The sequence below is a fragment of the Vibrio sp. JCM 18905 genome, assembly GCF_055393305.1.
Window position 1 is genome coordinate 800,096 of record NZ_AP043879.1, and the last position, 23,886, is coordinate 823,981.

General features: G+C 43.9%; 20 protein-coding genes. 9 read left to right on the plus strand and 11 right to left on the minus strand.

Annotated elements, in window-relative coordinates; translation table 11 throughout:
- Positions 1-7 precede the first annotated feature (7 nt).
- Positions 8-886: a transcriptional regulator gene (locus ACZ5ZC_RS11985; RefSeq protein WP_054868387.1), complete on the minus strand. Its 879-nt coding sequence runs from the start codon at positions 884-886 to the stop codon at positions 8-10.
- A gap of 271 nt (positions 887-1,157) precedes the next feature.
- On the opposite strand from ACZ5ZC_RS11985, the gene htpG reads away from it, so the two are divergent.
- The 3 genes from htpG to hemH all read left to right on the plus strand — a co-directional run bounded on the left by htpG (position 1,158) and on the right by hemH (position 5,160).
- The gene (htpG, locus tag ACZ5ZC_RS11990; RefSeq protein WP_005393063.1) at positions 1,158-3,062 is read left to right on the plus strand and encodes a molecular chaperone HtpG; all 1,905 of its coding nucleotides are present in this window, start codon (positions 1,158-1,160) and stop codon (positions 3,060-3,062) included.
- 321 nt (positions 3,063-3,383) lie between these two features.
- Positions 3,384-4,028, plus strand: coding sequence for an adenylate kinase (gene adk, locus ACZ5ZC_RS11995; RefSeq protein WP_005393061.1), 645 nt, complete (start codon positions 3,384-3,386; stop codon positions 4,026-4,028).
- Between the two features lie 169 nt (positions 4,029-4,197).
- Positions 4,198-5,160 carry a ferrochelatase gene (gene hemH / locus ACZ5ZC_RS12000; RefSeq protein WP_104974378.1) on the plus strand — a complete coding sequence of 321 codons (963 nt, stop codon included), beginning with the start codon at positions 4,198-4,200 and terminating at the stop codon, positions 5,158-5,160.
- A gap of 43 nt (positions 5,161-5,203) precedes the next feature.
- On the opposite strand, the gene ACZ5ZC_RS12005 is transcribed toward hemH, so the two are convergent.
- Positions 5,204-6,592 carry a peptide MFS transporter gene (locus ACZ5ZC_RS12005; protein WP_005393058.1) on the minus strand — a complete coding sequence of 463 codons (1,389 nt, stop codon included), beginning with the start codon at positions 6,590-6,592 and terminating at the stop codon, positions 5,204-5,206.
- A gap of 334 nt (positions 6,593-6,926) precedes the next feature.
- Here ACZ5ZC_RS12005 and rfaH point away from each other — a divergent pair, with 334 nt between their 5' ends.
- Positions 6,927-7,427, plus strand: coding sequence for a transcription/translation regulatory transformer protein RfaH (rfaH, locus tag ACZ5ZC_RS12010; RefSeq protein WP_005393056.1), 501 nt, complete (start codon positions 6,927-6,929; stop codon positions 7,425-7,427).
- Positions 7,428-7,575: 148 nt separating this feature from the next.
- Here the strand turns inward: rfaH and asnB are convergent, their stop codons facing one another.
- The 4 genes from asnB to nagA form a co-directional block, all read right to left on the minus strand.
- Positions 7,576-9,240, minus strand: coding sequence for an asparagine synthase B (gene asnB / locus ACZ5ZC_RS12015; RefSeq protein ID WP_005393054.1), 1,665 nt, complete (start codon positions 9,238-9,240; stop codon positions 7,576-7,578).
- A gap of 230 nt (positions 9,241-9,470) precedes the next feature.
- On the minus strand, positions 9,471-11,060 hold the full coding sequence (locus ACZ5ZC_RS12020) for a cation:proton antiporter family protein (protein ID WP_104971389.1): 1,590 nt from the start codon (positions 11,058-11,060) through the stop codon (positions 9,471-9,473).
- 81 nt (positions 11,061-11,141) lie between these two features.
- Entirely contained in the window at positions 11,142-12,356 is a 1,215-nt protein-coding gene (nagC, locus tag ACZ5ZC_RS12025) for a DNA-binding transcriptional regulator NagC (protein ID WP_006742713.1), read from the minus strand.
- Between the two features lie 2 nt (positions 12,357-12,358).
- Positions 12,359-13,495, minus strand: coding sequence for an N-acetylglucosamine-6-phosphate deacetylase (nagA, locus tag ACZ5ZC_RS12030; protein ID WP_047009534.1), 1,137 nt, complete (start codon positions 13,493-13,495; stop codon positions 12,359-12,361).
- Positions 13,496-13,984: 489 nt separating this feature from the next.
- On the opposite strand from nagA, the gene nagE reads away from it, so the two are divergent.
- Entirely contained in the window at positions 13,985-15,556 is a 1,572-nt protein-coding gene (gene nagE / locus ACZ5ZC_RS12035) for an N-acetylglucosamine-specific PTS transporter subunit IIBC (protein ID WP_006742711.1), read from the plus strand.
- 235 nt (positions 15,557-15,791) lie between these two features.
- The gene (gene glnS, locus ACZ5ZC_RS12040) at positions 15,792-17,462 is read left to right on the plus strand and encodes a glutamine--tRNA ligase (protein WP_085343423.1); all 1,671 of its coding nucleotides are present in this window, start codon (positions 15,792-15,794) and stop codon (positions 17,460-17,462) included.
- 289 nt (positions 17,463-17,751) lie between these two features.
- Here glnS and fcrX read toward each other — a convergent pair whose 3' ends face one another.
- Complete coding sequence (fcrX, locus tag ACZ5ZC_RS12045; protein ID WP_005382141.1) at positions 17,752-18,201, minus strand: ferric iron uptake transcriptional regulator FcrX; 450 nt, start codon at positions 18,199-18,201, stop codon at positions 17,752-17,754.
- Between the two features lie 200 nt (positions 18,202-18,401).
- Here fcrX and ACZ5ZC_RS12050 point away from each other — a divergent pair, with 200 nt between their 5' ends.
- A complete protein-coding gene (locus ACZ5ZC_RS12050) occupies positions 18,402-18,905 on the plus strand; it encodes a DUF4442 domain-containing protein (protein WP_047009532.1) in 504 nt (167 codons plus the stop codon).
- A gap of 50 nt (positions 18,906-18,955) precedes the next feature.
- Here ACZ5ZC_RS12050 and fldA read toward each other — a convergent pair whose 3' ends face one another.
- The 3 genes from fldA to ACZ5ZC_RS12065 form a co-directional block, all read right to left on the minus strand.
- Positions 18,956-19,489, minus strand: coding sequence for a flavodoxin FldA (fldA, locus tag ACZ5ZC_RS12055; RefSeq protein WP_005393040.1), 534 nt, complete (start codon positions 19,487-19,489; stop codon positions 18,956-18,958).
- Positions 19,490-19,537: 48 nt separating this feature from the next.
- Positions 19,538-19,759: a DUF2788 domain-containing protein gene (locus ACZ5ZC_RS12060; protein WP_005393038.1), complete on the minus strand. Its 222-nt coding sequence runs from the start codon at positions 19,757-19,759 to the stop codon at positions 19,538-19,540.
- A gap of 112 nt (positions 19,760-19,871) precedes the next feature.
- Positions 19,872-20,639: an alpha/beta fold hydrolase gene (locus ACZ5ZC_RS12065; protein WP_464931939.1), complete on the minus strand. Its 768-nt coding sequence runs from the start codon at positions 20,637-20,639 to the stop codon at positions 19,872-19,874.
- 92 nt (positions 20,640-20,731) lie between these two features.
- Between ACZ5ZC_RS12065 and seqA the strand changes: the two genes are divergently transcribed.
- Both seqA and pgm read left to right on the plus strand, forming a co-directional pair.
- Positions 20,732-21,274 (plus strand): replication initiation negative regulator SeqA, encoded by a 543-nt coding sequence (gene seqA, locus ACZ5ZC_RS12070; protein ID WP_005393026.1) that lies wholly within the window; start codon positions 20,732-20,734, stop codon positions 21,272-21,274.
- Positions 21,275-21,366: 92 nt separating this feature from the next.
- On the plus strand, positions 21,367-23,013 hold the full coding sequence (gene pgm / locus ACZ5ZC_RS12075; protein ID WP_256964992.1) for a phosphoglucomutase (alpha-D-glucose-1,6-bisphosphate-dependent): 1,647 nt from the start codon (positions 21,367-21,369) through the stop codon (positions 23,011-23,013).
- Positions 23,014-23,075: 62 nt separating this feature from the next.
- Here pgm and ACZ5ZC_RS12080 read toward each other — a convergent pair whose 3' ends face one another.
- The gene (locus tag ACZ5ZC_RS12080; RefSeq protein WP_054867846.1) at positions 23,076-23,849 is read right to left on the minus strand and encodes a DUF1853 family protein; all 774 of its coding nucleotides are present in this window, start codon (positions 23,847-23,849) and stop codon (positions 23,076-23,078) included.
- Positions 23,850-23,886: the final 37 nt, after the last annotated feature.

The window sequence follows — 23,886 nt, forward strand, 5'->3', positions numbered from 1 at the left end:
GGCCTCCTTATTTACAGATATCGGTTGGGTCATTTTGACCAGCGAAAATACGCAATGTCACGTTCTCATATGAATGTTGACTGTCATGAATGTAGTTCAGAATCAGCTGATTGTTCTGGCCACCTGTAGCAATCACTTCTACCGGCATTGAATCTTCTGCATGGTATTTTACGTAGCGTTCAATGCACTGCTCAATGGACGGCAACCAACTATTGATTTGCGGGTGGTTCACTGGCGTCATCACAGGTACATTTTGATACTCACCAATCTGACGGAATTGGGATTCTGCAGGATTGGTGAATAGCAATACACAAATAGGAAGCAGCAGAGACAAAAGAACGATCATACGCGGCAGCCAGTTATTAGTGTTAGCTGCTGGTTTTGGCTGTGCCTTAGGTAGTTCTACTTGAGGCTCTACTTCAGTCGTGGTGTCTGTCGCCGCTTCTGTTGACGGCGCGTCACTTGTTTCTATTTCAGCAGCGTGCACTTCATTTTCAGAAGTGGCTTCTTCAACGTCAGTATTAGAGTCAGCAGATAATGGGCTTAAGCGTTCCACTGAACAAATGAGTTGATAACCGCGTTTAGGAACCGTTTTAACAAACTCTGGAGATTTTGTTGAGTCCTTCAACATCTTACGCAGAGTAGAGATCGCTTGAGTCAGGCTTGAGTCATCCACCTCAAAACCTTGCTCACGCCAAACAAACTCGTGAAGCTCGTTACGGGTTAAAACTTCGTTTGGTCTCTCTGCCAACATCAGAAGTATACGGCTTTCGTTGCTTCCTAATCGTACAACGCCGTTGCCGTTTTGTTGGTCAGCGAGCGAATTACTATTTGGATCAAAGGTGAACCTTTGAGCAAGTAGAAATTTGGTGCCGATGTTAGTCATTTAGTTCTTCTTAGATGGATGATGTTGTAATTATAGTGATTTATGTCACAAAATTACCGAAGCGCATGGAGTGCGCACGACATTTTAGATGCTTTTAGGCTGGTAGGATAATTAAATTTTTCTAAAAAAACACCGTTTTTAGCAATATTGACCTTGAATTTACATTTGTCAGCCATATGTTAAATGACATCTCAGTAAGGTAATTTCAAGGGGAAAGTCACAAACTTATCTCCATGAAAAAGCCAATTAGTTTAGATGTTATGGAGCACACATGAGCGAAACCGTATCTCAAAACAAAGAAACTCGTGGTTTTCAATCAGAAGTAAAACAACTACTGCATTTAATGATCCATTCTCTTTATTCAAATAAAGAGATCTTTTTGCGCGAGCTGATTTCTAACGCATCAGATGCATCGGACAAGCTGCGCTTCCAAGCGCTATCTAACCCAGACTTATATGAAGGTAATGCAGATCTTTGCGTGAAACTGTCGTTTGATGAAAGCGCAAATACCTTAACCATTTCTGATAACGGTATCGGTATGAGCCGCGATGATGTGATCGAGCACTTAGGTACGATTGCAAAATCCGGGACCGCGGAGTTTTTCTCAAAGCTGTCTGAAGAGCAGAGCAAAGACTCTCAGCTTATTGGTCAGTTTGGTGTTGGTTTCTACTCGGCGTTTATCGTTGCTGATGCCGTCACCGTACGCACTCGTGCTGCGGGCCTAGCCGCTGATGAAGCAGTACAATGGCACTCAGCCGGTGAAGGTGAGTACACCATCGAAAACATCACTAAAGAATCGCGTGGTACTGATATCATTCTTCATATGCGTGAAGAAGGTAAAGAGTTCCTAAATGAATGGCGTCTACGTGATGTGATCAGCAAGTACTCGGATCACATTGGCATCCCAGTTTCCATCCAAACGGTTGTTCGCGATGACGAAGGCAAAGAAACGGATGAGAAGAAGTGGGAGCAAATCAACAAAGCTCAAGCTCTGTGGACGCGTAATAAATCGGATATCTCAGATGAAGAGTATCAAGAGTTCTACAAGCACGTATCACATGACTTTGCCGATCCATTGGTTTGGAGCCATAACCGTGTAGAAGGTAAAAACGATTACACGAGCTTGCTTTACATCCCATCTAAAGCGCCATGGGATATGATGAACCGCGACCACAAATCAGGTTTGAAACTATACGTACAACGCGTGTTCATTATGGACGATGCAGAGCAGTTCATGCCGTCTTACCTACGTTTTGTACGTGGTTTGATAGACTCCAATGATTTGCCACTCAACGTATCGCGTGAGATCTTACAAGATAACAAAGTGACTCAGTCTCTACGTAATGCTTGTACTAAGCGTGTGCTAACGATGTTAGAGCGCATGGCTAAGAATGATGAAGAGAAATACCAATCATTCTGGAAAGAGTTTGGTCTTGTGATGAAAGAGGGTCCGGCAGAAGACTTCGCAAACAAAGAGAAAGTTGCAGGCTTATTGCGCTTTGCTTCAACTGAAGTGGATTCTGCGGAGCAAACCGTGGGTCTAGCTGCTTACGTTGAGCGCATGAAAGAAGGTCAAGATAAGATCTACTACTTGACGGCAGACAGCTATGCAGCTGCGAAAAACAGCCCTCACTTAGAGCAGTTCAAAGCGAAAGGCATTGAAGTTATCTTGATGTACGACCGCATTGATGAGTGGCTGATGAACTACTTAACTGAGTTTGACGGCAAGCAGTTCCAGTCAATCACAAAAGCTGGGCTCGATCTAAGTCAGTTTGAAGATGAAGCAGAAAAAGAGAAGCAGAAAGAAACTGAAGAAGAGTTTAAGTCGGTTGTAGAACGCACGAAGTCTTACCTAGGTGATCGTGTGAAAGAAGTTCGTACGACCTTTAAACTCGCGTCTACACCTGCTGTTGTGGTAACGGACGATTACGAAATGGGCACTCAAATGGCGAAGCTTCTTGCAGCGGCGGGTCAGGCAGTGCCAGAAGTGAAGTACATCTTTGAGCTAAACCCTGAGCACGAGCTGGTTAAGCGCATGGCTGACGAAGCGGATGAAGAGGCATTTGGTCGTTGGGTAGAAGTCCTGCTTGGTCAAGCAATGCTTGCAGAGCGAGGCTCAATTGAGGACCCAACGGAGTTCTTAGGAGCTGTTAATAAACTTTTGACTAAGGTGTAATAACCTCAGTACATCAAAAAGCTCGCATTTCGCGAGCTTTTTGTTTGTTGTCGCAAAATTTTGCATCTCAGGTGTTGAGTTAATAATCAATAGGGCGTGAAAGAGGGTATCGTTAACATTCTTTAGTCTTAATACACTCTTTGCGCGGCGAACCTGTGATAGAATCTGCGACTTGAATGTGAGTAATAAGGCGTGTATTTTTGCTCGCCTATATACGTTATACCGAAACTTATCGTTGCGAGTGCTTCTCGGGTTTGATGTCTAAGAAGCCCAGCTATTGTGAGCTTCGGTATAAATCTTAAATATTAAAGAGGATAAATCATGCGCATCATTCTTCTAGGTGCTCCAGGTGCAGGTAAAGGCACACAAGCAAACTTCATCATGGAAAAATACGGTATTCCACAAATCTCTACTGGTGATATGCTTCGTGCTGCTATCAAAGCAGGTACAGAGCTTGGTAAACAAGCTAAAGCTGTTATCGACGCTGGTCAGCTAGTTTCTGATGAAATCATCCTTGGACTTATCAAAGAGCGTATCGCTCAAGAAGACTGTGCGAACGGTTTCCTACTGGATGGTTTCCCACGTACTATTCCTCAAGCTGACGGCCTAAAAGAAATGGGCGTTGATGTAGACTACGTTATCGAATTTGACGTTGCAGATGATGTGATTGTTGAGCGTATGGCAGGTCGTCGTGCTCACCTTCCTTCTGGTCGTACTTACCACGTTGTTTACAACCCACCTAAAGTGGAAGGTAAAGATGACGTAACTGGTGAAGATCTTGTTGTTCGTGATGACGACAAAGAAGAAACAGTACGTGCACGTCTAGGTGTTTACCACGAGCAAACTGCACCACTAATCAACTACTACGGTAAAGAAGCTGAAGCAGGCAACACTAAGTACCTTAAGTTTGATGGTACTAAGCAAGTAGCTGAAGTTAGTGCAGATATCGAGAAAGCACTCTCGTAATTTGCTGAAGTCAAAAAATTAATATTTTGATATATTGAAAGCGACCCAAGTGGTCGCTTTTTTTAGTTTACTCGTAAACATATATCTAAATGACTTCAAGTGTCAGCGATGCAGCGCCGTGAGGCTATTTAAGTATATGAACCAAGCCGTTTACCATGAATAGGATGTTATGAAAGAGAATAATAAACAGGGTGTACTCCTAGTGAACCTGGGTACTCCTGACGCACCAACCGCTCCTGCCGTAAAGCGCTTTTTAAGTCAGTTTCTTCATGATCACCGAGTGGTAGACATGACTCGATGGCTTTGGTGTCCGCTATTGCACGGCGTTATCCTTCCAATCCGAGCTCCCAAGGTTGCTAAACTCTACCAATCAGTTTGGATGGAAGAGGGCTCGCCACTGATGGTGTACTCTAAGCGTCAAACAGAAAAGTTGGCTCAAAAGCTTGATATGCCAGTCGAACTTGGCATGACTTATGGAAATCCAAGTTTGCAATCAGGTTTTGAAGCGCTGTTGGCTAAAGGGGTAGAGGAAGTCATCGTTTTACCTTTGTATCCGCAATACTCGGGCACAACAACGGCAGCGGTTTCTGACGGAATAACTAAAGCGTTTAAAAACCTGCCCGTGATGCCGGGCTTTAGCTTTATTCGGGATTACTACAATCACCCGAAATACATTGAAGCGTTAGCGCATTCAGTTCGTGAACATTGGCAAGAGTATGGTAAGGGAGACTACTTGCTATGTTCTTATCACGGTATTCCAAAACGTTACGCTGATAATGGAGATGTTTACCCTCAGCACTGTGAAGAGACGACTCGCTTACTCGCTGAAGCGTTAGGGTTAAACGAGCAACAGATAGGTATGACGTATCAGTCTCGATTTGGCCGAGAAGAGTGGTTACAGCCCTATACCGATAAAACCCTAGAGGCACTTCCTGCAAAAGGGGTAAAAAATATCAATGTAGTGACACCAGCATTCTCTTCGGATTGTTTAGAAACGTTGGAAGAGATCTCGGAAGAGTGTAAAGAGATTTTCCTTGAAGCAGGTGGTGAAAACTTTACCTACATTCCTTGTTTGAACGATAGTGAGCTTCATATAGAAATGATGGCTGAGTTAGTTCACTCTAAGCTTTAGGTACAAAAAAGGGTCGCAAAAGCGACCCTTTTTTGTAGAGCGATTAAGCGACTTGTACTTGCTGCTCTTCGACTTGTTCTGCTGTGCTGTGAGTATTCTCTGCACCATGCATCCAGCGAACGAGCGTATTCGAGAATAGAAGTAGGATTACACCACTCACGGTAGCGCTGACGGCAATGCCACTAAAGATAGCCATTGCGCCCAATTCTCCTACGTGAGACCCCACATAGCCCGCAACGTAGTTTGCAATCGCATTACAGCCAAACCATGCACCCATCATGAGTGAAGCTAAGCGAAGCGGTGCTAACTTGGTTACCAGTGAAAGACCAATTGGAGATAAACACAGCTCGCCCAAGGTGTGGAAGAAGAAAGCACCCACCAGCCACAACATTGATGTTTTTACCGTTGTGTCTCCACCTTGTTCTAGCACAGCGCCAACCATACATAGGAAGCCAATTGCCAAGAAAAATAGTGCCATCGCAAATTTCACTGGTGACGTAGGTTCGCGTTTCCCCAGTTTTACCCAAAGGACCGCCAGAACTGGTGCTAGGGTAATAATGAAAAATGGGTTTAGCGATTGGAACCACGCAGCAGGTACTTCAAAACCACCAATCATACGATCAGTATATTGTTGAGTGTAGATGTTCATTAGGCCACCGGCCTGCTCAAAGCCAGCCCAGAAGACGATAGTGAATAAGCTCATGACCAAAATTACTTTTAGTCGGTTTACTTCTTCTTTCGTTAGGGGTTGCTTCGTGGTGGAGTTTTTGTTGCTTAGATCTCGTTTTGCTGCGGGCTCGCGACCGATGTCACCAAGCCAAGACTGAGCTAGCACCATTTGCATCACTAAGCTAATAATCATACCTACACCTGCGGCCACAAAACCGGCTTTCCAACCGTAAGAGGTTGTCACAGAGCCAGAAACGACGCCGGCAAGTAACGCACCTAAGTTGATACCCATATAAAAGATAGTGAATGCGCCGTCACGACGGTTGTCACCTTCTTTATATAAATCGCCAACCATGGTTGAGATATTCGGCTTAAAGAGGCCGTTACCAGTGATAAGCAGACCAAGACCTAAATAGAAACTGTGTAGCGAACCAATACCCAGAGCGTCAGCAGGAAGTGCGAGTGTAAACTGGCCGATAGCCATTAACGCGCCACCAAGCAAAATTGAACGGCGTTGACCTAAATAGTTATCCGCTAAGTAACCACCGATAAGAGGTGTGATATACACAAGACCAGTATAAATACCGTATAGGTCTAGTGCGTCTTTGGTTGACCAGCCAAGGCCGCCATTCATCGTTGTATCTGTAAGGTAAAGTACTAGAATGGCGCGCATTGCGTAGTAAGAAAAGCGTTCCCACAGTTCAGTACCGAACAATAAGAACAAGCCACGAGGATGGCCGAAATATTGATGTTGGTTTGACATAAGCTCTTCTAATAATAGTTATTACATTTTTTAACGACTTCTACGTATACATTGCAATTTAATGAGTGACAAACAATAAAATTTTGCATTACGACTAAAGTTGTTTGTTAAGTGACTGTTTTTGAGTGTATTTGCAGATGATATGATGGTGTGTTGGCTGTGTTACAAACTTAATTTCCATTTTTGTCTATGGACTTCTTCTCGTAAGTTCTTGAAAAAATACCGTTAATGCGAGCGATGTATAATCATACTTTTATAGATAAACTGAATGTCAATGACTCAACTTTGGCTTAATGCTAGGATAAAAACAAAATAGAATTGGCTAGTAAAAAAGATGAAACGTTGGTATCTACTTTATTGTAAACGTGGGGAGCAGGTTAGGGCGAAACAGCACCTTGAAAACCAAGGTGTAGAGTGCTTTTATCCAACTGTAGAAGTTGAGAAGATTTTGCGCGGGAAAAGACAAAAAGTCGAAGAGCCGCTGTTTCCTTGTTATGTGTTTGCGTACTTTGATTATGAACAGGGACCTAACTTCACCTCAGTCCGCTCCACTCGAGGGGTTGTTGATTTTGTGCGTTTTGGTGCTCAACCGAAAGAAGTCCAAGGTGACTTAGTCTTTGAATTGATGCAGCTAGAAAAATGCTGTAATGAAAATACCGCTTCTGAGTGTATGCCAAAACCAGGTGATCAAATCCGAGTTAAGAGCGGTCAGTTTGCAGGTATAGATGCTATCTTCCAAGAGCAAGATGGTGAGAAACGCTCAATCATGTTAGTGCAGATGATCACTAAACGAGTGCCTGTCAGTATTGATAACAGCGATTTAGACTTGAAATAGCTAATGTGTACAAACAAAAAAAGAGGTGCTTTGGCACCTCTTTTTTAATCTTGCTGGTAATCACCAGCAGTGGGACGCTGTTTAGCGAGCTTAGCAAAACAACGATGGTTACCGATTAGGAGTAGGGCATGACACCCTACTTAGTCGCTTAGTAAGCGTCGTTATGGACGGTTTGCACCGCACGACCTGACGGGTCTACACAGTTTTGGAATGACTCATCCCATTCAATCGCTTTCGCTGATGAACAAGCTACTGAAGGACCACCTGGCACACACTCAGCCGCTGAAGGTAGTGGGAATAGCTCTTCAAAGATTTCTCGGTACACGTAACCTTCTTTGGTGGTTGGCGTGTTGTATGGGAAGCGGTATTGAGCCGTTTCCATCTGCTGATCCGTCACTTTTTGCTCTGCGACTTCTTTCAACGTATCAATCCAGCTGTAACCTACGCCATCAGAGAACTGCTCTTTTTGACGCCATGCGATCGACTCTGGCAAGTAATGCTCAAAACACTCGCGTAGAATGTGTTTTTCCATTTTGCCGTTGCCACACATCTTATCTGCTGGGTTTAGGCGCATTGCAACATCAATAAACTCTTTATCAAGGAACGGTACTCGGCCTTCAACCCCCCATGCCGCTAGCGATTTGTTTGCGCGCGCGCAGTCAAACATGTTCAGAGCAAGCAGCTTACGTACTGTTTCTTCGTGGAACTCTTTCGCGTTTGGTGCTTTGTGGAAATATAGGTAACCACCAAAGATCTCATCTGCACCTTCACCAGAAAGTACCATCTTAATGCCCATCGCTTTGATCTTGCGACCCATTAAGAACATAGGCGTGGATGCGCGGATGGTGGTCACATCGTACGTTTCGATGTGGTAAATCACGTCGCGAATCGCGTCGAGACCTTCTTGAATTGTATAAGTCATTTCATGGTGAACGGTACCGATTTGGTCGGCAACTTCGCGAGCGGCTTTCAGGTCAGGCGCGCCTTCTAGACCAACAGCAAAAGAGTGCAGTTGTGGCCACCAAGCTTCTGACTTTTCATCGTCTTCAATTCGCATTGCAGCAAAACGTTTAGCCACAGCAGAGGTGATGGATGAATCTAAACCACCTGATAGTAAAACACCATATGGAACATCCGTCATTAGTTGGCGTTTAACCGCTGCTTCTAGTGCTTCAGTCAGTTCTTCTTTGCTGGTGGTGTTACCTTGAACGGCAGCGTATTCGTTCCAGTCACGAACATAGTAACGCGTTGGCTCGGCATCTTTTGAACTGTAGTAGCTACCAGGAGGGAACTCGCTCACTGTTTTACATACTGGAACAAGTGCCTTCATCTCTGATGCAACATAGTAGTTGCCATGCTCATCATGACCTTGATAAAGAGGGATAATGCCAATGTGGTCGCGACCGACTAAGTATTCGTCTTTTTCTTCATCGTACAGAACAAAAGCGAAAATACCGTTTAGTTCTTCAAGGAGATCTGCACCCATATCTTGGTACAGTGCAAGAATGACTTCACAGTCTGAATCGGTTTGAAACTCGTATTTTCCTTCGTAACGAGCACGAATTTCTTTATGGTTGTAGATTTCACCATTGACTGCAAGGATGAGCTTTTTATCAGGGCTGTATAGCGGTTGTGCACCACTATTTAGACCAACAATCGCCAAGCGCTCATGCGCTAAAATAGCGCGCTCTGAAGAGTAAATCCCAGACCAGTCAGGGCCACGATGACGAAGTTTTTTCGACATTTCTAATGCGATAGGGCGCAATGCGGCTGCATCGCTTTTAATGTCTAAAATGCCAAATACTGAACACATACTACATCCTTACTAAACTAAATAATTTCTAATCGGTATGGCTTCAATTTGCCATTACTAGTAAAAAAAGCAACGTTTTGTGATTATAAAAATGATAAAAAGCCTTGTTGTGTAAATATTATTTAATTTAATGGCTCATTTGGTGAATGGAATCAAGGTTTGGTATGAAAACCATACAAAAAAGCCTTTCTATTGATAGAAAGGCTTTTAAAAAATATTAGTATGGTTGCTTATTTTATTGGTGTGAACTGAGGTTCAAGTTGTTTACACACATGTCGAGCAAAACCGCTACCTGCTTCACTGTATATATTGAATGCGGCGTCAACTCCGCTGTCCAGCAAACCTTCCAACTGATCTGGGTACTCGGCGATAGCAGCTATTTGCCCTTTATATTTTCTGCGTTTAAGCTGCTCAAGTGCGGTTTGGTTACCTTGATGATGAGGCATGGCAAGCAGCACCAGTTTGACATGACCTGTATCTAAAATTCGTTCCCAAAAATCTGGGTCTGTGGCATCGCCAGCGATCACGTTTCTTCCCTCTGAACGGTGCTGATGTGCTGCATCTTCACGAATTTCTATGCCTAGTGAAATTTTGCCATAGCGCGCACGTAATTCATCATAGGCCCCAGTCCCGATGCGCCCCATGCCTAAGATCAATACCTGGGCATGCCCAGGGTTAATGAGTTGGTCACGCTGGTTAAGCTTTTCTGCGGCTGTCTCTTGCAGCCACTTGCCGGAGTGTTGATAAATTTTGTGGCTAAGGCGGTTAAGTGGCGCAGAAATAATAAAGGACACAGACACCGCAACCGCAATCGCAGCGAGCATATCGCTTGGCATCCAGCCCATTTTATAGGCCAACCCTGCGACTATAAGGCCAAACTCACTGTAGTTGAACAGCGATAAAGAGGCGAGCAAAGAGGTACGTACTCGAAACTTAAAGTGATTAATCGTGACGAAGTACAAGAGCCCTTTTATTGGCAGCAGTAAGATAAATAGTAGGGCGAGTACGACGCCATTGACGCTCAATGAAGCGGACAAGCCAATGTTTAAAAAGAAGCAGACTAAGAACAGCTCCTTCATATTGAATAGCGATTTGGATAGCTCTGAAGCTTTAGGGTGGCCAGCGAGTAGCATGCCTAAAATCAGCGCGCCCAAGTCTGGTTTCATTCCGACCAGTTCGAATAGCCCTGCCCCAACAACAAGCGCGAAGAAAATACCGAACAGCACCAGCATTTCGCCGTGGCCAACTTTATCTAACAGTTTATAGAATAGTGGACGAAGGAAAGGCAATGCGAACAAACCAATGGCATACCATTCTGGGACTTTGCCGGTTGAAGCAGTCAGGAATACCACGGCAAAAATATCTTGCATAACCAAGATACCGATCGCGAGTGTGCCGTAGGTCGCGTTCATTTCCCCTTTTTCTTGCAATGCTTTTACGGCAAAAACGGTACTGGAGAACGATAGTGCAAAAGCTAAAAGTAGGATTTGACCGCTATCCATACTGGCGAGCGAAGTTAAGCCCAGTAGTTTTAAACCTGATAGCGCTAGTGCAAAAAAAGCGGTAGACAGTATGTTGTGGGCGGTCGCTCCTCCCCATATTTCTTTGGACAGTAGCGTTTTGACATCAAGCTTGAGTCCGATCGTGAATAGAAGAAGAGTGACACCAAGATCTGCAAGAGTGACGATAACGTCATTGCTTTGATAGCCAAATGCATGCAAACCAAATCCTGCCAGTAGAAAACCAACGAGGGGAGGGAGGCTACATTTAAGCGCAATAAAGCCAGCTAAAAAAGCTGTTGTAATTAGAATAATTTCCATACTGTTGAGCTGTATTCCTGATATACAAAAACGGGCTGTGAAAACACAGCCCGAGATTGTAACTCAATTAGTTGTATAAACTTAGTCTTCAAGTAACTTTTGTAACAAAACTCCGTTTAGCATTGCGCGTTTAATCATCGCAAATGCGCCCATCGTTGGCTGCTTATCAATGTGTGAAGCCACGATAGGAAGGTCGTTATGGAAAGTTTTGAGAGATTGATTTTCGACATTACGTTGAATTGCAGGGAAGACTATGTCTTGTGCAGCAGTAATGTCGCCCGCAATGACAATTTTCTGAGGGTTAAACAAGTTAACGGTAATTGCAATCGCTTTACCTAACTGGTTACCCACTCGCACTAAACTCTGCTTTGCAAGTTCGTCACCATCCATTGCATGCTGACACACTGCTTCAATCGTGATGTTTTCAAGGTCAGTCAAGCTTGACTCATAGCCTTGAGCAATCAGTTGTTTTACTCGTTGGATAATGGCAGGGTTCGCTGCTACGGTTTCTAAGCAACCAAAGTTCCCACATTGGCACTGTTCACCAAGCGGATCGATTTGAATATGACCAATTTCACCGACGTTGCGGTTAAAGCCAAGAAAAACCTGGCCGTTAACGATAATACCTGCGCCAGTACCGCGGTGAACGCTAACTAAAATGGAGTCCTGACAGTCTTGGCTTGCCCCAAAGTAGTGCTCCGCTAACGCCATGCCACGTACGTCATTCCCAACAAAGCATGCGGTATTAAACTTCTCTCCAACAATTTCACCCAACGCTAGATTATCGATATCGGTATTCGGCATGTACTCAACTACGCCTGTTGTTGGGTTAACAAGGCCCGGTAGCGTAATACCAATTGCGATGAGCTGATCAATTTTGTCTTCGCAACGGTTTACGAAGTCTTTAAGTAAATCGATAAGCCCAGCGATCAAGTCAGCTTGGTTGGTGTAATGCAGTTCGTGCTGATCTTCCGCAAGTGCAGTGCCACCTAAATCGTACAAACAAAATTGTACGTAATCTCGACCTAAACGAACCGCAATAGAGTGGAAGGGTTTGACTTCGGTGGTCAGAGAGATTGCACGACGACCACCAGTTGAAGCTTGCTGGGCGACCTCTTTAATAAGGCCGCGCTCTAAAAGTTGGCGGGTTATTTTGGTAACACTAGCAGGTGCGAGCTGGCTCACATCTGCGACTTGAATACGGGAGATAGGACCTTGCTGATCAATCAGCCTATATACCGCAGCGCTGTTAAGCTGTTTTACTAAATCTACATTACCAATCTGTCCGCCATTCATGCTTAATTTTGCTCGTATTGTCCGTTAACAACCGTCGCTTTTACTTTGAAGTCACGATCGAAAATGGTCAGGTTTGCAACCATCCCTTTTCGAACTCGGCCAAGGCGATCCTCAACACCAATTGCAGTTGCTGGGTATAACGTGGCCATTCGTAGAGCTTCGTCTAAAGCGATCCCCGCGTGCTCAACTGAATTCTGAACTGCTTCTATCATTGTCAAAGCTGAGCCGCCTAGTGTGCCGTTTTCATCAACACACTTACCATCTCGGTAATATACTTTCTTACCGACAAAAATAAAGTGATCAATGTTAGCACCTGCTGGAGCTGTGGCATCCGTCACCAAAACAAGCTTTTCACCTTTGATTTTATGAGCAATTCGGATGTTTGCGTAGTCTACGTGGAAACCATCAGCAATAATGCCAGCATAAACGTCAGGCGTATCATAAATTGCACCAACAACTCCAGGTTCACGACCAACCATTGGTGTCATCGCATTAAATAGGTGTGTGGCAAAAGTAATACCTGCTTCAAAGCCTTTACGCGCTTCGGCGTAGGTCGCATTTGTATGACCAATAGAAACTACGATGCCGGCTGCTTTTAATCGTGCAATATGCTCTGGATCGTTTTGCTCTGGTGCAAGCGTTACTTTAGCGATGATATCGGCGTTTGCGCAGATAAGATCAATCATGCTTTCATCTGACGGGCGAATAAAATCGACGTTGTGGATACCTTTTTTCGCGACGTTAAGATAAGGGCCTTCTAGGTGTAGACCAAGTGATTGGTTTTGATATTGGTTATGATATTCACGAGCGGCAGAAATTGCAGTTCGCATATCTTCGTCTGATGAAGTAATGAGCGTTGGTAAGAAGCTAGTACAGCCGGACTTGAGGTTTGCTTCGTGCATGATTTGCATGGTTTCCGGTGTGATTGCATCGTTTAGCATTACACCGCCACAGCCATTCAGTTGCAGGTCGATAAAGCCCGGACTTAGGTTTGCGCCTGCGAGGTCTTTCACTTCGATGCCCTGAGGTAGCTCTGCAACCGGCACAATAGATTGAATAAGGTCGTTTTCGATGATGACCGCATGATCGGTAAGAACATCACTACCGGTATAAATTTTACAGTTACTTAGCGCGTACATAGTCAGCTAGTCCTTATAGATGAGAATTCAATTTCTATATCGTTACCTAAGTGGAGACTGCTTTAGTCATATGGGTACTTAGTTTGTATCACTGAATTAGATAACGAGTCACATACAGCAAGTCGCGTTTTATCGATGTTATTGTCATAGTAACTAACTGAAAAGTAATAATTGTATGGTTTTTTATGATTCTTTTTCAGAGCAAAGTTACAGTGATTTACCCGCCTAGATACCAAAATAACACTGATTCTGCCTTGCATAAAGTGCGAGAATATTATCTTTAAAACGCCATTTTTTCGTATAATAAAATAAGTTTTATGATCTCGCTAGCAAAAACCTTCCGAAAGGGCAAATTGTGGTGATTATGATCACAAACGGTGAGCTTTTAATTTGCGGAGCAAAATTAATGTCATAAACTGAGGATGACTAAATTGGACGACTGAAATAAGTCATTCAACATAACATCTAATCCTATAGGGGGAACTTAAGGTGAATATTCTCGGATACGCGCAGAAGTTAGGTAAAGCTCTTATGCTTCCTATTGCGACTTTGCCAATCGCAGGCTTGTTACTGCGCTTGGGCCAGCCGGATGTTTTTGACATCGCATTTATGGCACAAGCAGGTAACTCAATCTTTTCTAACCTTCCATTGTTATTTGGCCTTGGTATTGCGATCGGTCTATCTAAAGACGGTCAAGGTGCAGCTGGCCTTGCTGGTGCAGTTGCGTACTTTGTACTGACAGCGACAGCGTCAACAATTGATGCATCAGTAAACATGTCGTTCTTTGGTGGTATCATCGCAGGTATTATTGCTGGCCACTCTTACAACGCTTTCCATGCTACACGTCTTCCTGAGTGGCTTGCTTTCTTCTCTGGTAAACGTTTAGTGCCGATTATGGCAGGTCTATTCGCTTTAGTTGCTGGTGCAGTTGGTGGCATTGTATGGCCAACAATTCAAGGTGGTCTAGATGCGCTTGCTCATGGCATCTCAACTTCTGGCGCTATTGGTCAGTTTATCTACGGTACACTGAACCGAGCCCTTATTCCTGTAGGTCTACACCACGTACTTAACTCATTCTTCTGGTTTGGTATGGGGTCTTGTCAAGAAGTGCTAGTAACTGGTGCAAATGCTGCGGGTCAAGCGCTTCCTGCTCTACAACAACTGTGTGTTGATCCTGCGCTAGCGAAAACGCTTGTGGCTGGTCAAACTCATACATTTGAATTCGCTAACTCTGTCACTCCTGAAATCACTGCAACAGTGAAGGAAGTAACTGAAACAGTTAAATCTGGTGACCTACACCGTTTCTTCGGCGGCGATAAGAGCGCTGGTGTGTTCATGAACGGTTTCTTCCCAGTAATGATGTTCGGCCTACCTGGTGCGGCGCTTGCAATGTACCTAGCGGCTCCTGCTGAGAAACGTAGCCAAGTTGGTGGTGCATTGTTCTCTGTTGCATTCTGTTCATTCCTAACTGGTATCACAGAGCCTCTAGAGTTCATGTTCGTATTCCTAGCGCCTGCACTATACGCGATTCACGCAGTGTTCACTGGTCTGTCGCTTGTTGTTGCTAACATGCTTGGTACGCTACACGGCTTCACATTTTCAGCTGGTCTAATTGACTACTTGTTGAACTACGGTCTAGCAACTAAACCGCTACTACTTGGTGCAGTTGGTCTTGGCTTTGGTGCTCTATACTTCTTCACATTCAGCTTCGCAATCCGCGCATTCAACTTGAAATCGCCTGGTCGTGAAGATGACGACAGCGAAGCAGCTGCGCCTGCTGGTGAGAAGAAAAGTGGTGACCTAGCTCGCCAATACTTAAAAGCACTTGGCGGTCATGATAACCTAACTTCAATCGACGCATGTATCACTCGACTACGCTTGACGCTAAAAGATCGTTCAGTCGCTGATGAGGAAGTACTGAAGAAATTGGGTGCGAAAGGTGTGGTTAAACTTGGTGAAAACAACCTTCAAGTTATCCTTGGTCCTCTAGCTGAAATCGTTGCTGGCGAAATGAAAGCAATCGGTGCTAATGAAGACCTATCGAATGTAAAACTGCCTTAATTACATCGAACTGATATCTGACTAAGGCCTCCCTCGGGAGGTCTTTTTTTGTTTTGGCACTTTGAATCTGCTGTGCTTTCGCACTAACTCGATAAATATTGTCGTTTTAGCGCGAGTTCTTGTTGTCTAATTGCTTAGAATTGTGGATCATTAGAAACAATGTACTCTGCAAAACCATACTTGGATGCAGAGTTCCGTTTTCTCTGACAATACTAATATTTTTGAGGTGCTATAGATGAGTGAAGCTGATGCTCGTCCATCAAACTTTATTCGCCAGATCATTGATAAAGATCTAGCGGATGGTAAACACACTAGCGTGCATACTCGATTCCCGCCGGAGCCAAATGGCTACCTGCATATCGGTCATGCTAAGTCTATCTGTTTGAACTTCGGTATTGCTCAGGACTACCAGGGTCAATGTAATCTACGTTTCGACGATACGAACCCTGAAAAAGAAGACATCGAATACGTTGAGTCTATCAAGAAAGATGTAAACTGGTTGGGCTTTGAGTGGAGTGGTGAAGTATGTTACTCATCAAACTACTTCGATAAGCTTTACGAATATGCAATTGAATTGATTAACAAAGGCTTAGCGTACGTAGATGAGCTAAGTCCAGAGCAGATTCGTGAATACCGTGGCACGCTAAAGGCGCCAGGTAAACCAAGCCCATACCGTGACCGTTCTGTTGAAGAGAACTTAGCGTTATTTGAAAAAATGCGCGCTGGTGAATTTGAAGAAGGTAAAGCGTGTCTTCGTGCCAAGATTGACATGGGTTCTTCATTCATGGTTATGCGCGATCCAGTTTTATACCGTGTGCGTTTTGCTACCCACCACCAAACTGGTGATAAGTGGTGCATTTACCCAATGTACGACTTCACGCACTGTATCTCTGATGCATTAGAAGGCATTACGCATTCTATCTGTACGCTTGAGTTTATGGATAACCGTCGTCTGTACGACTGGGTTCTGGACAACATCACGATCGAAAGCCGTCCGCATCAATACGAGTTCAGTCGCTTAAACCTTGAGTACACAGTGATGTCTAAACGTAAGCTTAATCAACTCGTCACTGAAAAACTGGTTAACGGTTGGGATGACCCACGTATGCCAACAGTCTCAGGTCTGCGTCGTCGAGGCTTCACGCCAGCATCTATCCGTGAGTTCTGTAAGCGTATTGGTGTAACGAAGCAAGAAAATATGATCGAGTTTAGCTCACTAGAATCTTGTATTCGTGATGACCTAAACGAGAACGCTCCGCGTGCAATGGCTGTGTTGGATCCTGTTAAAGTTGTTATCGAAAACTTTGAAGAAGGTGCAGTAGAAAACTTGACGGTCGCTAATCACCCAAACAAACCAGAGATGGGTGTGCGTGAAGTACCATTCACTCGTGAGTTGTGGATTGAGCGTGAAGACTTCCGTGAAGAGGCGAACAAAAAGTACAAGCGTTTAGTGCTAGGTAAAGAAGTTCGCTTACGTGGTGCTTACGTGATCAAAGCAGAGCGCGTTGAAAAAGATTCCGAAGGCAACATCACGACTATCTTCTGTTCTTACGATGCAGACACACTAGGTAAGAACCCTGCTGATGGCCGTAAAGTAAAAGGTGTGATTCATTGGGTATCAGCTGATAAAGCATTACCAGCGGAAATCCGTCTGTACGATCGTCTATTTACGGTTCCAAACCCGGGTGCAGCAGAAGACTTTGCTTCTACAATCAACCCTGAATCATTAGTTGTGATCAATGGTTTTGTAGAGCCTAGCTTAGCGTCAGCAGAAGCAGAAAAAGGCTACCAGTTTGAGCGTATGGGTTACTTCTGCGCAGACTCGAAAGATTCTTCAGCAGATAAACTAGTATTCAACCGCACGGTTGGTCTACGTGATACTTGGGCAAAAATTGAGAACCAATAATCTCGATTAATGCAAAAACCGATAAAAATGCCAGCAAATGCTGGCATTTTTTTATTCTCATTATCGTAATGCGGCTGTTATAGGTAGTGTAGGGAGTTGCTTAAGAACGAGGGACGTTTGATAAATGTTCGGTTTGGAAGCAAAACAATGATGTTTATTAAGGTTTGAATTGGTAAGTCTAATCGACGCTTTACAAAAGTTGGTACGGCAATTCAGCTATTGAAAGATATCGCCCTCAGAAACAAAAAACGCCAGCATGAGCTGACGTTTATTTTAAATCAACAAACCGTTATTTTTTTGGTTTGTGTGCATCTGGATTGTCTTTACAACCACCATCACTGCACTTGCCGTACAAGTATAAGCTGTGGTTTGTTAGCGTGACATTGTACTTAGCTGCAATCTCTTTTTGACGTTCTTCAATAAGATCGTCAGAAAATTCAATTACCTCACCACAGTCTAGGCACACTAGATGGTCGTGGTGATGTTGAGTCGATAATTCGAAGACTGACTTACCACCTTCAAAGTGGTGACGAGTTACAATACCAGCATCATCGAATTGGTTTAGAACTCGGTAAACAGTTGCTAGGCCAATCTCTTCACCTAGATCAATCAACTTTTTGTACAAATCTTCAGCACTGATGTGCTGGCAGTCTGGCTGCTGAAGTACTTCTAGAATTTTTAGCCTTGGAAGGGTTACTTTTAAACCCGCATCCTTCAGCGCCTGATTATTATCTGACATATACTTTCCCGTTGGATCATCTGCAGCGATTTAACAGAATTCAATCTTCCTACCATTATAGGATAAGCGCTCAGAACATTAAACCACGAACTTCAAAGGGTTAATAGAATCTTTTTGTAAATTAGAAACAGGTCGATTATATTACAGATCTGACCAGTTACAATTATGTAACATTGAGCTTGGAGAGGGCACGGACTGCGATGAATAAGCGACTTGCGAAGATATACAAACCAGGAATTGTAAAATTCGCACTCAATATTTGGCCACCTTTTTGGGGCGCTGGTATTAAAATCTTACATATTTCTGAAGACTTTCGTACCGTGAAGGTGCGTTTGAAGCTTCGCTGGTGGAATAAAAACGCCAATCGTACTCAGTATGGTGGCAGTATTTTCTCTTTAACTGATCCCATTTACTCGTTGATGCTGATGGGGATTCTACGCGAGGAGTATTACGTGTGGGATAAAGAGGCGAGTATTAACTTTATTAAGCCAGGGCAAAGTGATTTATATGCAGAATTCGAAGTTACTGAAGGGATGCTAGAAAACATTTATCAAATGACACGGAATGGAGAAAAGTGTTTTCCTGAATTTATTACCCATGTAAAAGATAAGCAGGGGAATGTGGTTTCAGAGGTTCAACGCAAGCTTTATGTAAGAAAGAAACCTCAGTATCGCGAAGAGGAAGTGCTCACCGATGCTTTGTGAAAATATACAAAAAGACCTCCAATCGGAGGTCTTTGTATAATTCGATTTATTTAGCCTTCAAGCTCAGCTAAACACATTTCTTCGTAAATCTGTTTAACCCAGTTCTCAACACGTTCGTCAGTCAGTTCCGGTTGACGGTCTTCATCGATACATAGACCTACGAATTGGCTGTCGTCGCCTTCAACAAGTGCTTTAGACGCTTCAAATTCGTAGCCTTCTGTTGAAGTATGGCCAAGAATTGTGCCACCTTTAGACTCAACGATATCACGTACTGTGCCCATCGCGTCACAGAAGTACTCTGCGTAGTCCTCTTGGTCGCCACAGCCAAAGATAGCCACTAGCTTAGTAGAGAAGTCGATTTGCTCAAGTTCAGGGAAGAAATCATCCCAATCACATTGTGCTTCGCCGTAGTACCAAGTTGGGATACCTAGAAGAAGAAGATCGAAGTTATCAATGTCTTCTTTGCTGCTTTTCGCGATGTCTTGAACGTGAACTAGATGCTTACCTAGTTGCTTTTGAATCATCTTTGCAACGGCTTCAGTATTACCTGTGTCGCTACCGAAGAAGATACCTACACTTGCCATAGAGTCTATACCTTTACATTGTTTGTTATTGGCGATGGTACTAAGGGTTTAACCTAACCCAGAGCCTTCCCAAGTTAGCTGAATTACACCTTTTGCAATAAAGCCAGCACAGCCTAGGAAAAGGACTAACCACACAATACGACGACCAAAAACAGGTACATTGCCTTGCTTTAGCACATCTTTTATCGCCATCCCGATGAAAAAGAAGATAGCAGCAAAAAGAAGATCGAGCCCAATAGACTCGAGCATATCCATATAGTCGTAAAGCATTTTAGTCCTTCATGCCGAAAAATCTTGGGCGCACTATACCACTGTTAAACGGTAAAGTTAATGCACTACAAGAAGGGTTATTTCAATAATCTATTGTTGCTTTTCGAATTTGTTAACTCGAAATGTATTTCCGAATGACTCTCATTACTTCAGCCGGTTTTTCGGCGTGAAGCCAGTGGCCAGTATTAGCGATAATATGTGCTTTTGCTTGTTTGAACTGTTTTTGCACCGCAGGTTGGTGCTCTGGCATTAAGTAATCGGAATCACCACCTTTAACAAACAGAGTGGGTATGTCTGTTGGGGCAATTTCCTGCCAGCCGATAATTTGTGCGTAATTCTCAAAAAGGCTCGGTACGTTAAACCGCCAGTCCATTTTATCGCCATTTTTGTATAGTGACTTAGAGAGAAATTGTCTTACACCGTCGATCTCAACATGTTGAGCTAGGATATCCATCGCTTGTTGACGGCTTGCTGGCTTTTCGTTAATTACGGCGTGTAAACCATTAAACACATTGTCGTGACGGTTTGCTGTGTAGGCGACAGGTGCCATGTCGAGCACAACCAACTGTTTGACGTGCTCTGGAGCAATGTCCACCAGTGTCATCGCGACCTTTCCACCCATTGAATGCCCAATAATAATAGATGGATCTACATTTAAGTGTTGTAGAAGTTGTGCCACATCTTTTGCCATGTCGGCGTAATTATGAATGTTTGAGTGAAAAGAGAGGCCGTGATTTCTCAGATCAATACTGATCACCGTGTGATCTTTAATAAGATCGCGGGCTAGTAGACCCAGATTACTTAAACTACCAAACAATCCGTGAATCAAAACAACTGTTTGGCCTTGGCCTTCCTGCTTATAGTTGAGTAATGCTGACATTTTATCTTATTCGTGATGGGTTTAACGTGGAGTATCCGAGAGGATCTCGTTATAATCCCCCAGAGTTTAAACATTGAGAATGTGAAAAGCGAATGAAAACAATTGAGGTTGATGAGGATCTATACCGTTACATTGCTAGCCAAACTAAGCATATCGGTGAAAGCGCCTCGGATATTTTGCGACGCCTTTTAAACCTTGATGGTCAGTTGCAGGAAGCTGAAGCCGCGCCTGTAGTAGAGAAGCCACAAGGGATTGTAGTAAGTAAAGATGCGGGTAAAACGGAATCTGTTGATGTAGTGAAAGAAATGCGTTCGCTGCTTATTTCTGATGAGTTTGCCGGTCTAAAAAAAGCGATTGATCGCTTTATGTTAGTACTATCGACCTTACATAAATTAAATCCAGAAGGTTTCGCGCAGGCTACGAATGTAAAGGGACGCAAACGCGTGTACTTTGCAGATAATGAAGAAACCTTGTTGGCAAATGGCAACACGACCAAGCCAAAAGCCATTCCTGGCACACCGTTTTGGGTTATCACGAACAACAATACCAGTCGTAAAAGACAGATGGTTGAACAAGTGATGACACACATGGGGTACCAACCTGACTTAATAGAAAAAGTAACAGGTTCAATCTAAGAAACCTGATAGAAGCCTCATAATGTGTCGCAGTTAGCGGATATTATGAGGCTTTTTTAATTTTATTTGTATTTAAAGAAAGGATGTCAAACATGGCTATGCACCCTCGTGCTGGGCAAAAAGCGCAGCAGGAAGATCTTCATAATATTCCGGCACTTGTTGCCAATTACTTCTTGCTTCAACCTGATGCTAAGAACCCCGATCACAAGGTTCAATTCGGCACATCAGGTCACCGTGGTACCGCTGATAAGCATACATTTAACGAAAACCACATTTTGGCTATTGCTCAAGCGGTTGCAGAGGTTCGTGCCCAGCAAGGGACCACAGGTCCTTTGTTTGTCGGTAAAGACACGCATGCTTTGTCTGAACCTGCATTTTCTAGCGTGATTGAAGTTTTGATTGCGAATGGCGTAAAAGTCATCGTACAGCAGGATAACGGCTACACGCCAACACCAGGTATCTCGCACGCAATTCTGACTTACAACATCAAGCACGATGAAAAAGCAGACGGTATTGTGATTACACCATCTCATAACCCACCACAAGACGGCGGTATCAAATACAATCCGACTCACGGTGGTCCAGCAGAAGCTGAGTTGACTCAAGCTATCGAAGATCGTGCGAACGCACTGATTGCCGAAGGTTTACAAGGTGTTAAACGCTTACCACTAGCAGAAGCAAAAGCATCGGATCTGTTTGTGGAGATGGACTTGGTTAAACCCTATATCGATGATCTGGTGAACGTTATCGATATGGAAGCAATCCAAAAAGCAAATCTGAAGATTGGTGTAGATCCATTGGGTGGCAGCGGCATCGATTACTGGCGTCAAATTGGTCAGGCATACAACCTAGACCTAACGCTAGTAAGTGAATCGATCGATCCTTCTTTCCAATTCATGTCTCTCGATAAAGACGGCGTTGTACGTATGGACTGTTCTTCTCCTTACGCAATGGCGGGTCTATTGGCATTGAAAGATGAGTACGATCTAGCATTTGGTAACGATCCTGACTACGACCGTCACGGTATCGTTACGCCAAAAGGTTTGATGAACCCGAATCACTTCTTAGCCGTTTGTATCGACTACCTATACCGCCATCGTGACGCATGGGGTAAAGATGTAGCTGTTGGTAAAACACTAGTATCAAGTGCACTGATTGACCGTGTTGTTGCGGATCTAGGTCGTGAGCTATGTGAAGTACCAGTAGGCTTTAAATGGTTTGTTGATGGTCTGTACACTGGTAAATTCGGCTTCGGTGGCGAAGAAAGTGCCGGGGCATCTTTTCTTCGTAAAGATGGTACGCCTTGGTCAACAGACAAAGACGGCATCTTGTTATGTCTTCTAGCGGCAGAGATCACTGCGGTAACGGGTAAGAACCCACAAGACTACTATGAAGAGCTAGCGGCGAAACACGGTGAGTCGAAATACAACCGTATTCAAGCTGTAGCGAATGGCCCTCAAAAAGACGTACTGAAGAAGTTGTCACCAGAAATGGTCGCGGCTGAAACACTAGCGGGTGATCCAATTACGGCTCGTCTCACGCATGCGCCTGGTAATGGTGCTGCAATCGGTGGTCTAAAAGTAACGACGGCAAACGGCTGGTTTGCTGCTCGTCCATCAGGCACAGAGGACATCTACAAGATTTACTGTGAAAGCTTCAAAGGTGAAGAGCACCTAAAACAAATCGAAGCAGAAGCACAAGAGATCGTTAATCAAGTGTTTGCAGCTGCCGGCCTGTAAACCATTCAATAGTCGATTTAGAAAACAAAGGGTTGATGTGCAAGCATCAACCCTTTTGCGTTTTAAGATTCCTGAACTGAGTTGTTTCCGGGCCAGGAATCCGGTACCACAAACCAGAATTGACCGTCCTCCGTTTGTGCATGTACAAATCGGTCTGAAGGCTTTTCAATGGGTTGAGATAAATCGTCCGTACCAATCGCCCAGCATGGTTTGTGTAAATGATAAAGTGGCTTACCGATTAACTCCCATTGGCTCTGGTAGCACCAGTAACCACTAATCTGACTTGGATTTAGTTCATAACCCAAGCACTCGCTAGGAGTTGGCTCTGGAGTAAACGGATTAATATAGAGTCGTCCTTGCATCAATAGACGTTCTTGTGGAGCGTCGTTTAACGGAATTATTTTTTGAAATTCCGGGCGATCGCTCATTTTCAACTGATGAGTAAGCATTCTATTCAGTTTTGTATGTAGCTGGTCGTGAGCATTCGGGCCATACCAAATGCCGTTGTAAAGAAGATAAAACTTAATCGCCACTTCCCAATGTTCTATCTGATTTGATTCTATATTCCTCAATACCAAATCGACAGCGCCAATGGTCTTACCTTCAGCGTCGTTGAACTGAATTTCTTCGGCAATAATCTGATATCGTTCTGAATTAGAAAGAGCCGCAGTGCATAGGTGCTGATATAAAAAACCCAATCTCGGATTACCATTGTATTGTTCTGAGCTATTCAAAGGTTTGACCGAGACATCTTCTAAGGTTGCAAACGGAGGGCGTAACTTGAAAAGAGGAGGTGAAGTGGCGATCCATTGGTAAAAGCGTTGCAGTTGGTTCATCCGTATCCCTATATGTATGGTGAGGCGACAAGCTTTG

Excerpts from the sequence above, each read along its gene's own strand:
- ACZ5ZC_RS11985 (WP_054868387.1), bottom strand. The coding sequence starts at position 886 with ATGACTAACATCGGCACCAAATTTCTACTTGCTCAAAGGTTCACCTTT.
- htpG (WP_005393063.1), top strand. The coding sequence starts at position 1,158 with ATGAGCGAAACCGTATCTCAAAACAAAGAAACTCGTGGTTTTCAATCA.
- adk (WP_005393061.1), top strand. The coding sequence starts at position 3,384 with ATGCGCATCATTCTTCTAGGTGCTCCAGGTGCAGGTAAAGGCACACAA.
- hemH (WP_104974378.1), top strand. The coding sequence starts at position 4,198 with ATGAAAGAGAATAATAAACAGGGTGTACTCCTAGTGAACCTGGGTACT.
- ACZ5ZC_RS12005 (WP_005393058.1), bottom strand. The coding sequence starts at position 6,592 with ATGTCAAACCAACATCAATATTTCGGCCATCCTCGTGGCTTGTTCTTA.
- rfaH (WP_005393056.1), top strand. The coding sequence starts at position 6,927 with ATGAAACGTTGGTATCTACTTTATTGTAAACGTGGGGAGCAGGTTAGG.
- asnB (WP_005393054.1), bottom strand. The coding sequence starts at position 9,240 with ATGTGTTCAGTATTTGGCATTTTAGACATTAAAAGCGATGCAGCCGCA.
- ACZ5ZC_RS12020 (WP_104971389.1), bottom strand. The coding sequence starts at position 11,060 with ATGGAAATTATTCTAATTACAACAGCTTTTTTAGCTGGCTTTATTGCG.
- nagC (WP_006742713.1), bottom strand. The coding sequence starts at position 12,356 with ATGAATGGCGGACAGATTGGTAATGTAGATTTAGTAAAACAGCTTAAC.
- nagA (WP_047009534.1), bottom strand. The coding sequence starts at position 13,495 with ATGTACGCGCTAAGTAACTGTAAAATTTATACCGGTAGTGATGTTCTT.
- glnS (WP_085343423.1), top strand. The coding sequence starts at position 15,792 with ATGAGTGAAGCTGATGCTCGTCCATCAAACTTTATTCGCCAGATCATT.
- fcrX (WP_005382141.1), bottom strand. The coding sequence starts at position 18,201 with ATGTCAGATAATAATCAGGCGCTGAAGGATGCGGGTTTAAAAGTAACC.
- ACZ5ZC_RS12050 (WP_047009532.1), top strand. The coding sequence starts at position 18,402 with ATGAATAAGCGACTTGCGAAGATATACAAACCAGGAATTGTAAAATTC.
- fldA (WP_005393040.1), bottom strand. The coding sequence starts at position 19,489 with ATGGCAAGTGTAGGTATCTTCTTCGGTAGCGACACAGGTAATACTGAA.
- ACZ5ZC_RS12060 (WP_005393038.1), bottom strand. The coding sequence starts at position 19,759 with ATGCTTTACGACTATATGGATATGCTCGAGTCTATTGGGCTCGATCTT.
- ACZ5ZC_RS12065 (WP_464931939.1), bottom strand. The coding sequence starts at position 20,639 with ATGTCAGCATTACTCAACTATAAGCAGGAAGGCCAAGGCCAAACAGTT.
- seqA (WP_005393026.1), top strand. The coding sequence starts at position 20,732 with ATGAAAACAATTGAGGTTGATGAGGATCTATACCGTTACATTGCTAGC.
- pgm (WP_256964992.1), top strand. The coding sequence starts at position 21,367 with ATGGCTATGCACCCTCGTGCTGGGCAAAAAGCGCAGCAGGAAGATCTT.
- ACZ5ZC_RS12080 (WP_054867846.1), bottom strand. The coding sequence starts at position 23,849 with ATGAACCAACTGCAACGCTTTTACCAATGGATCGCCACTTCACCTCCT.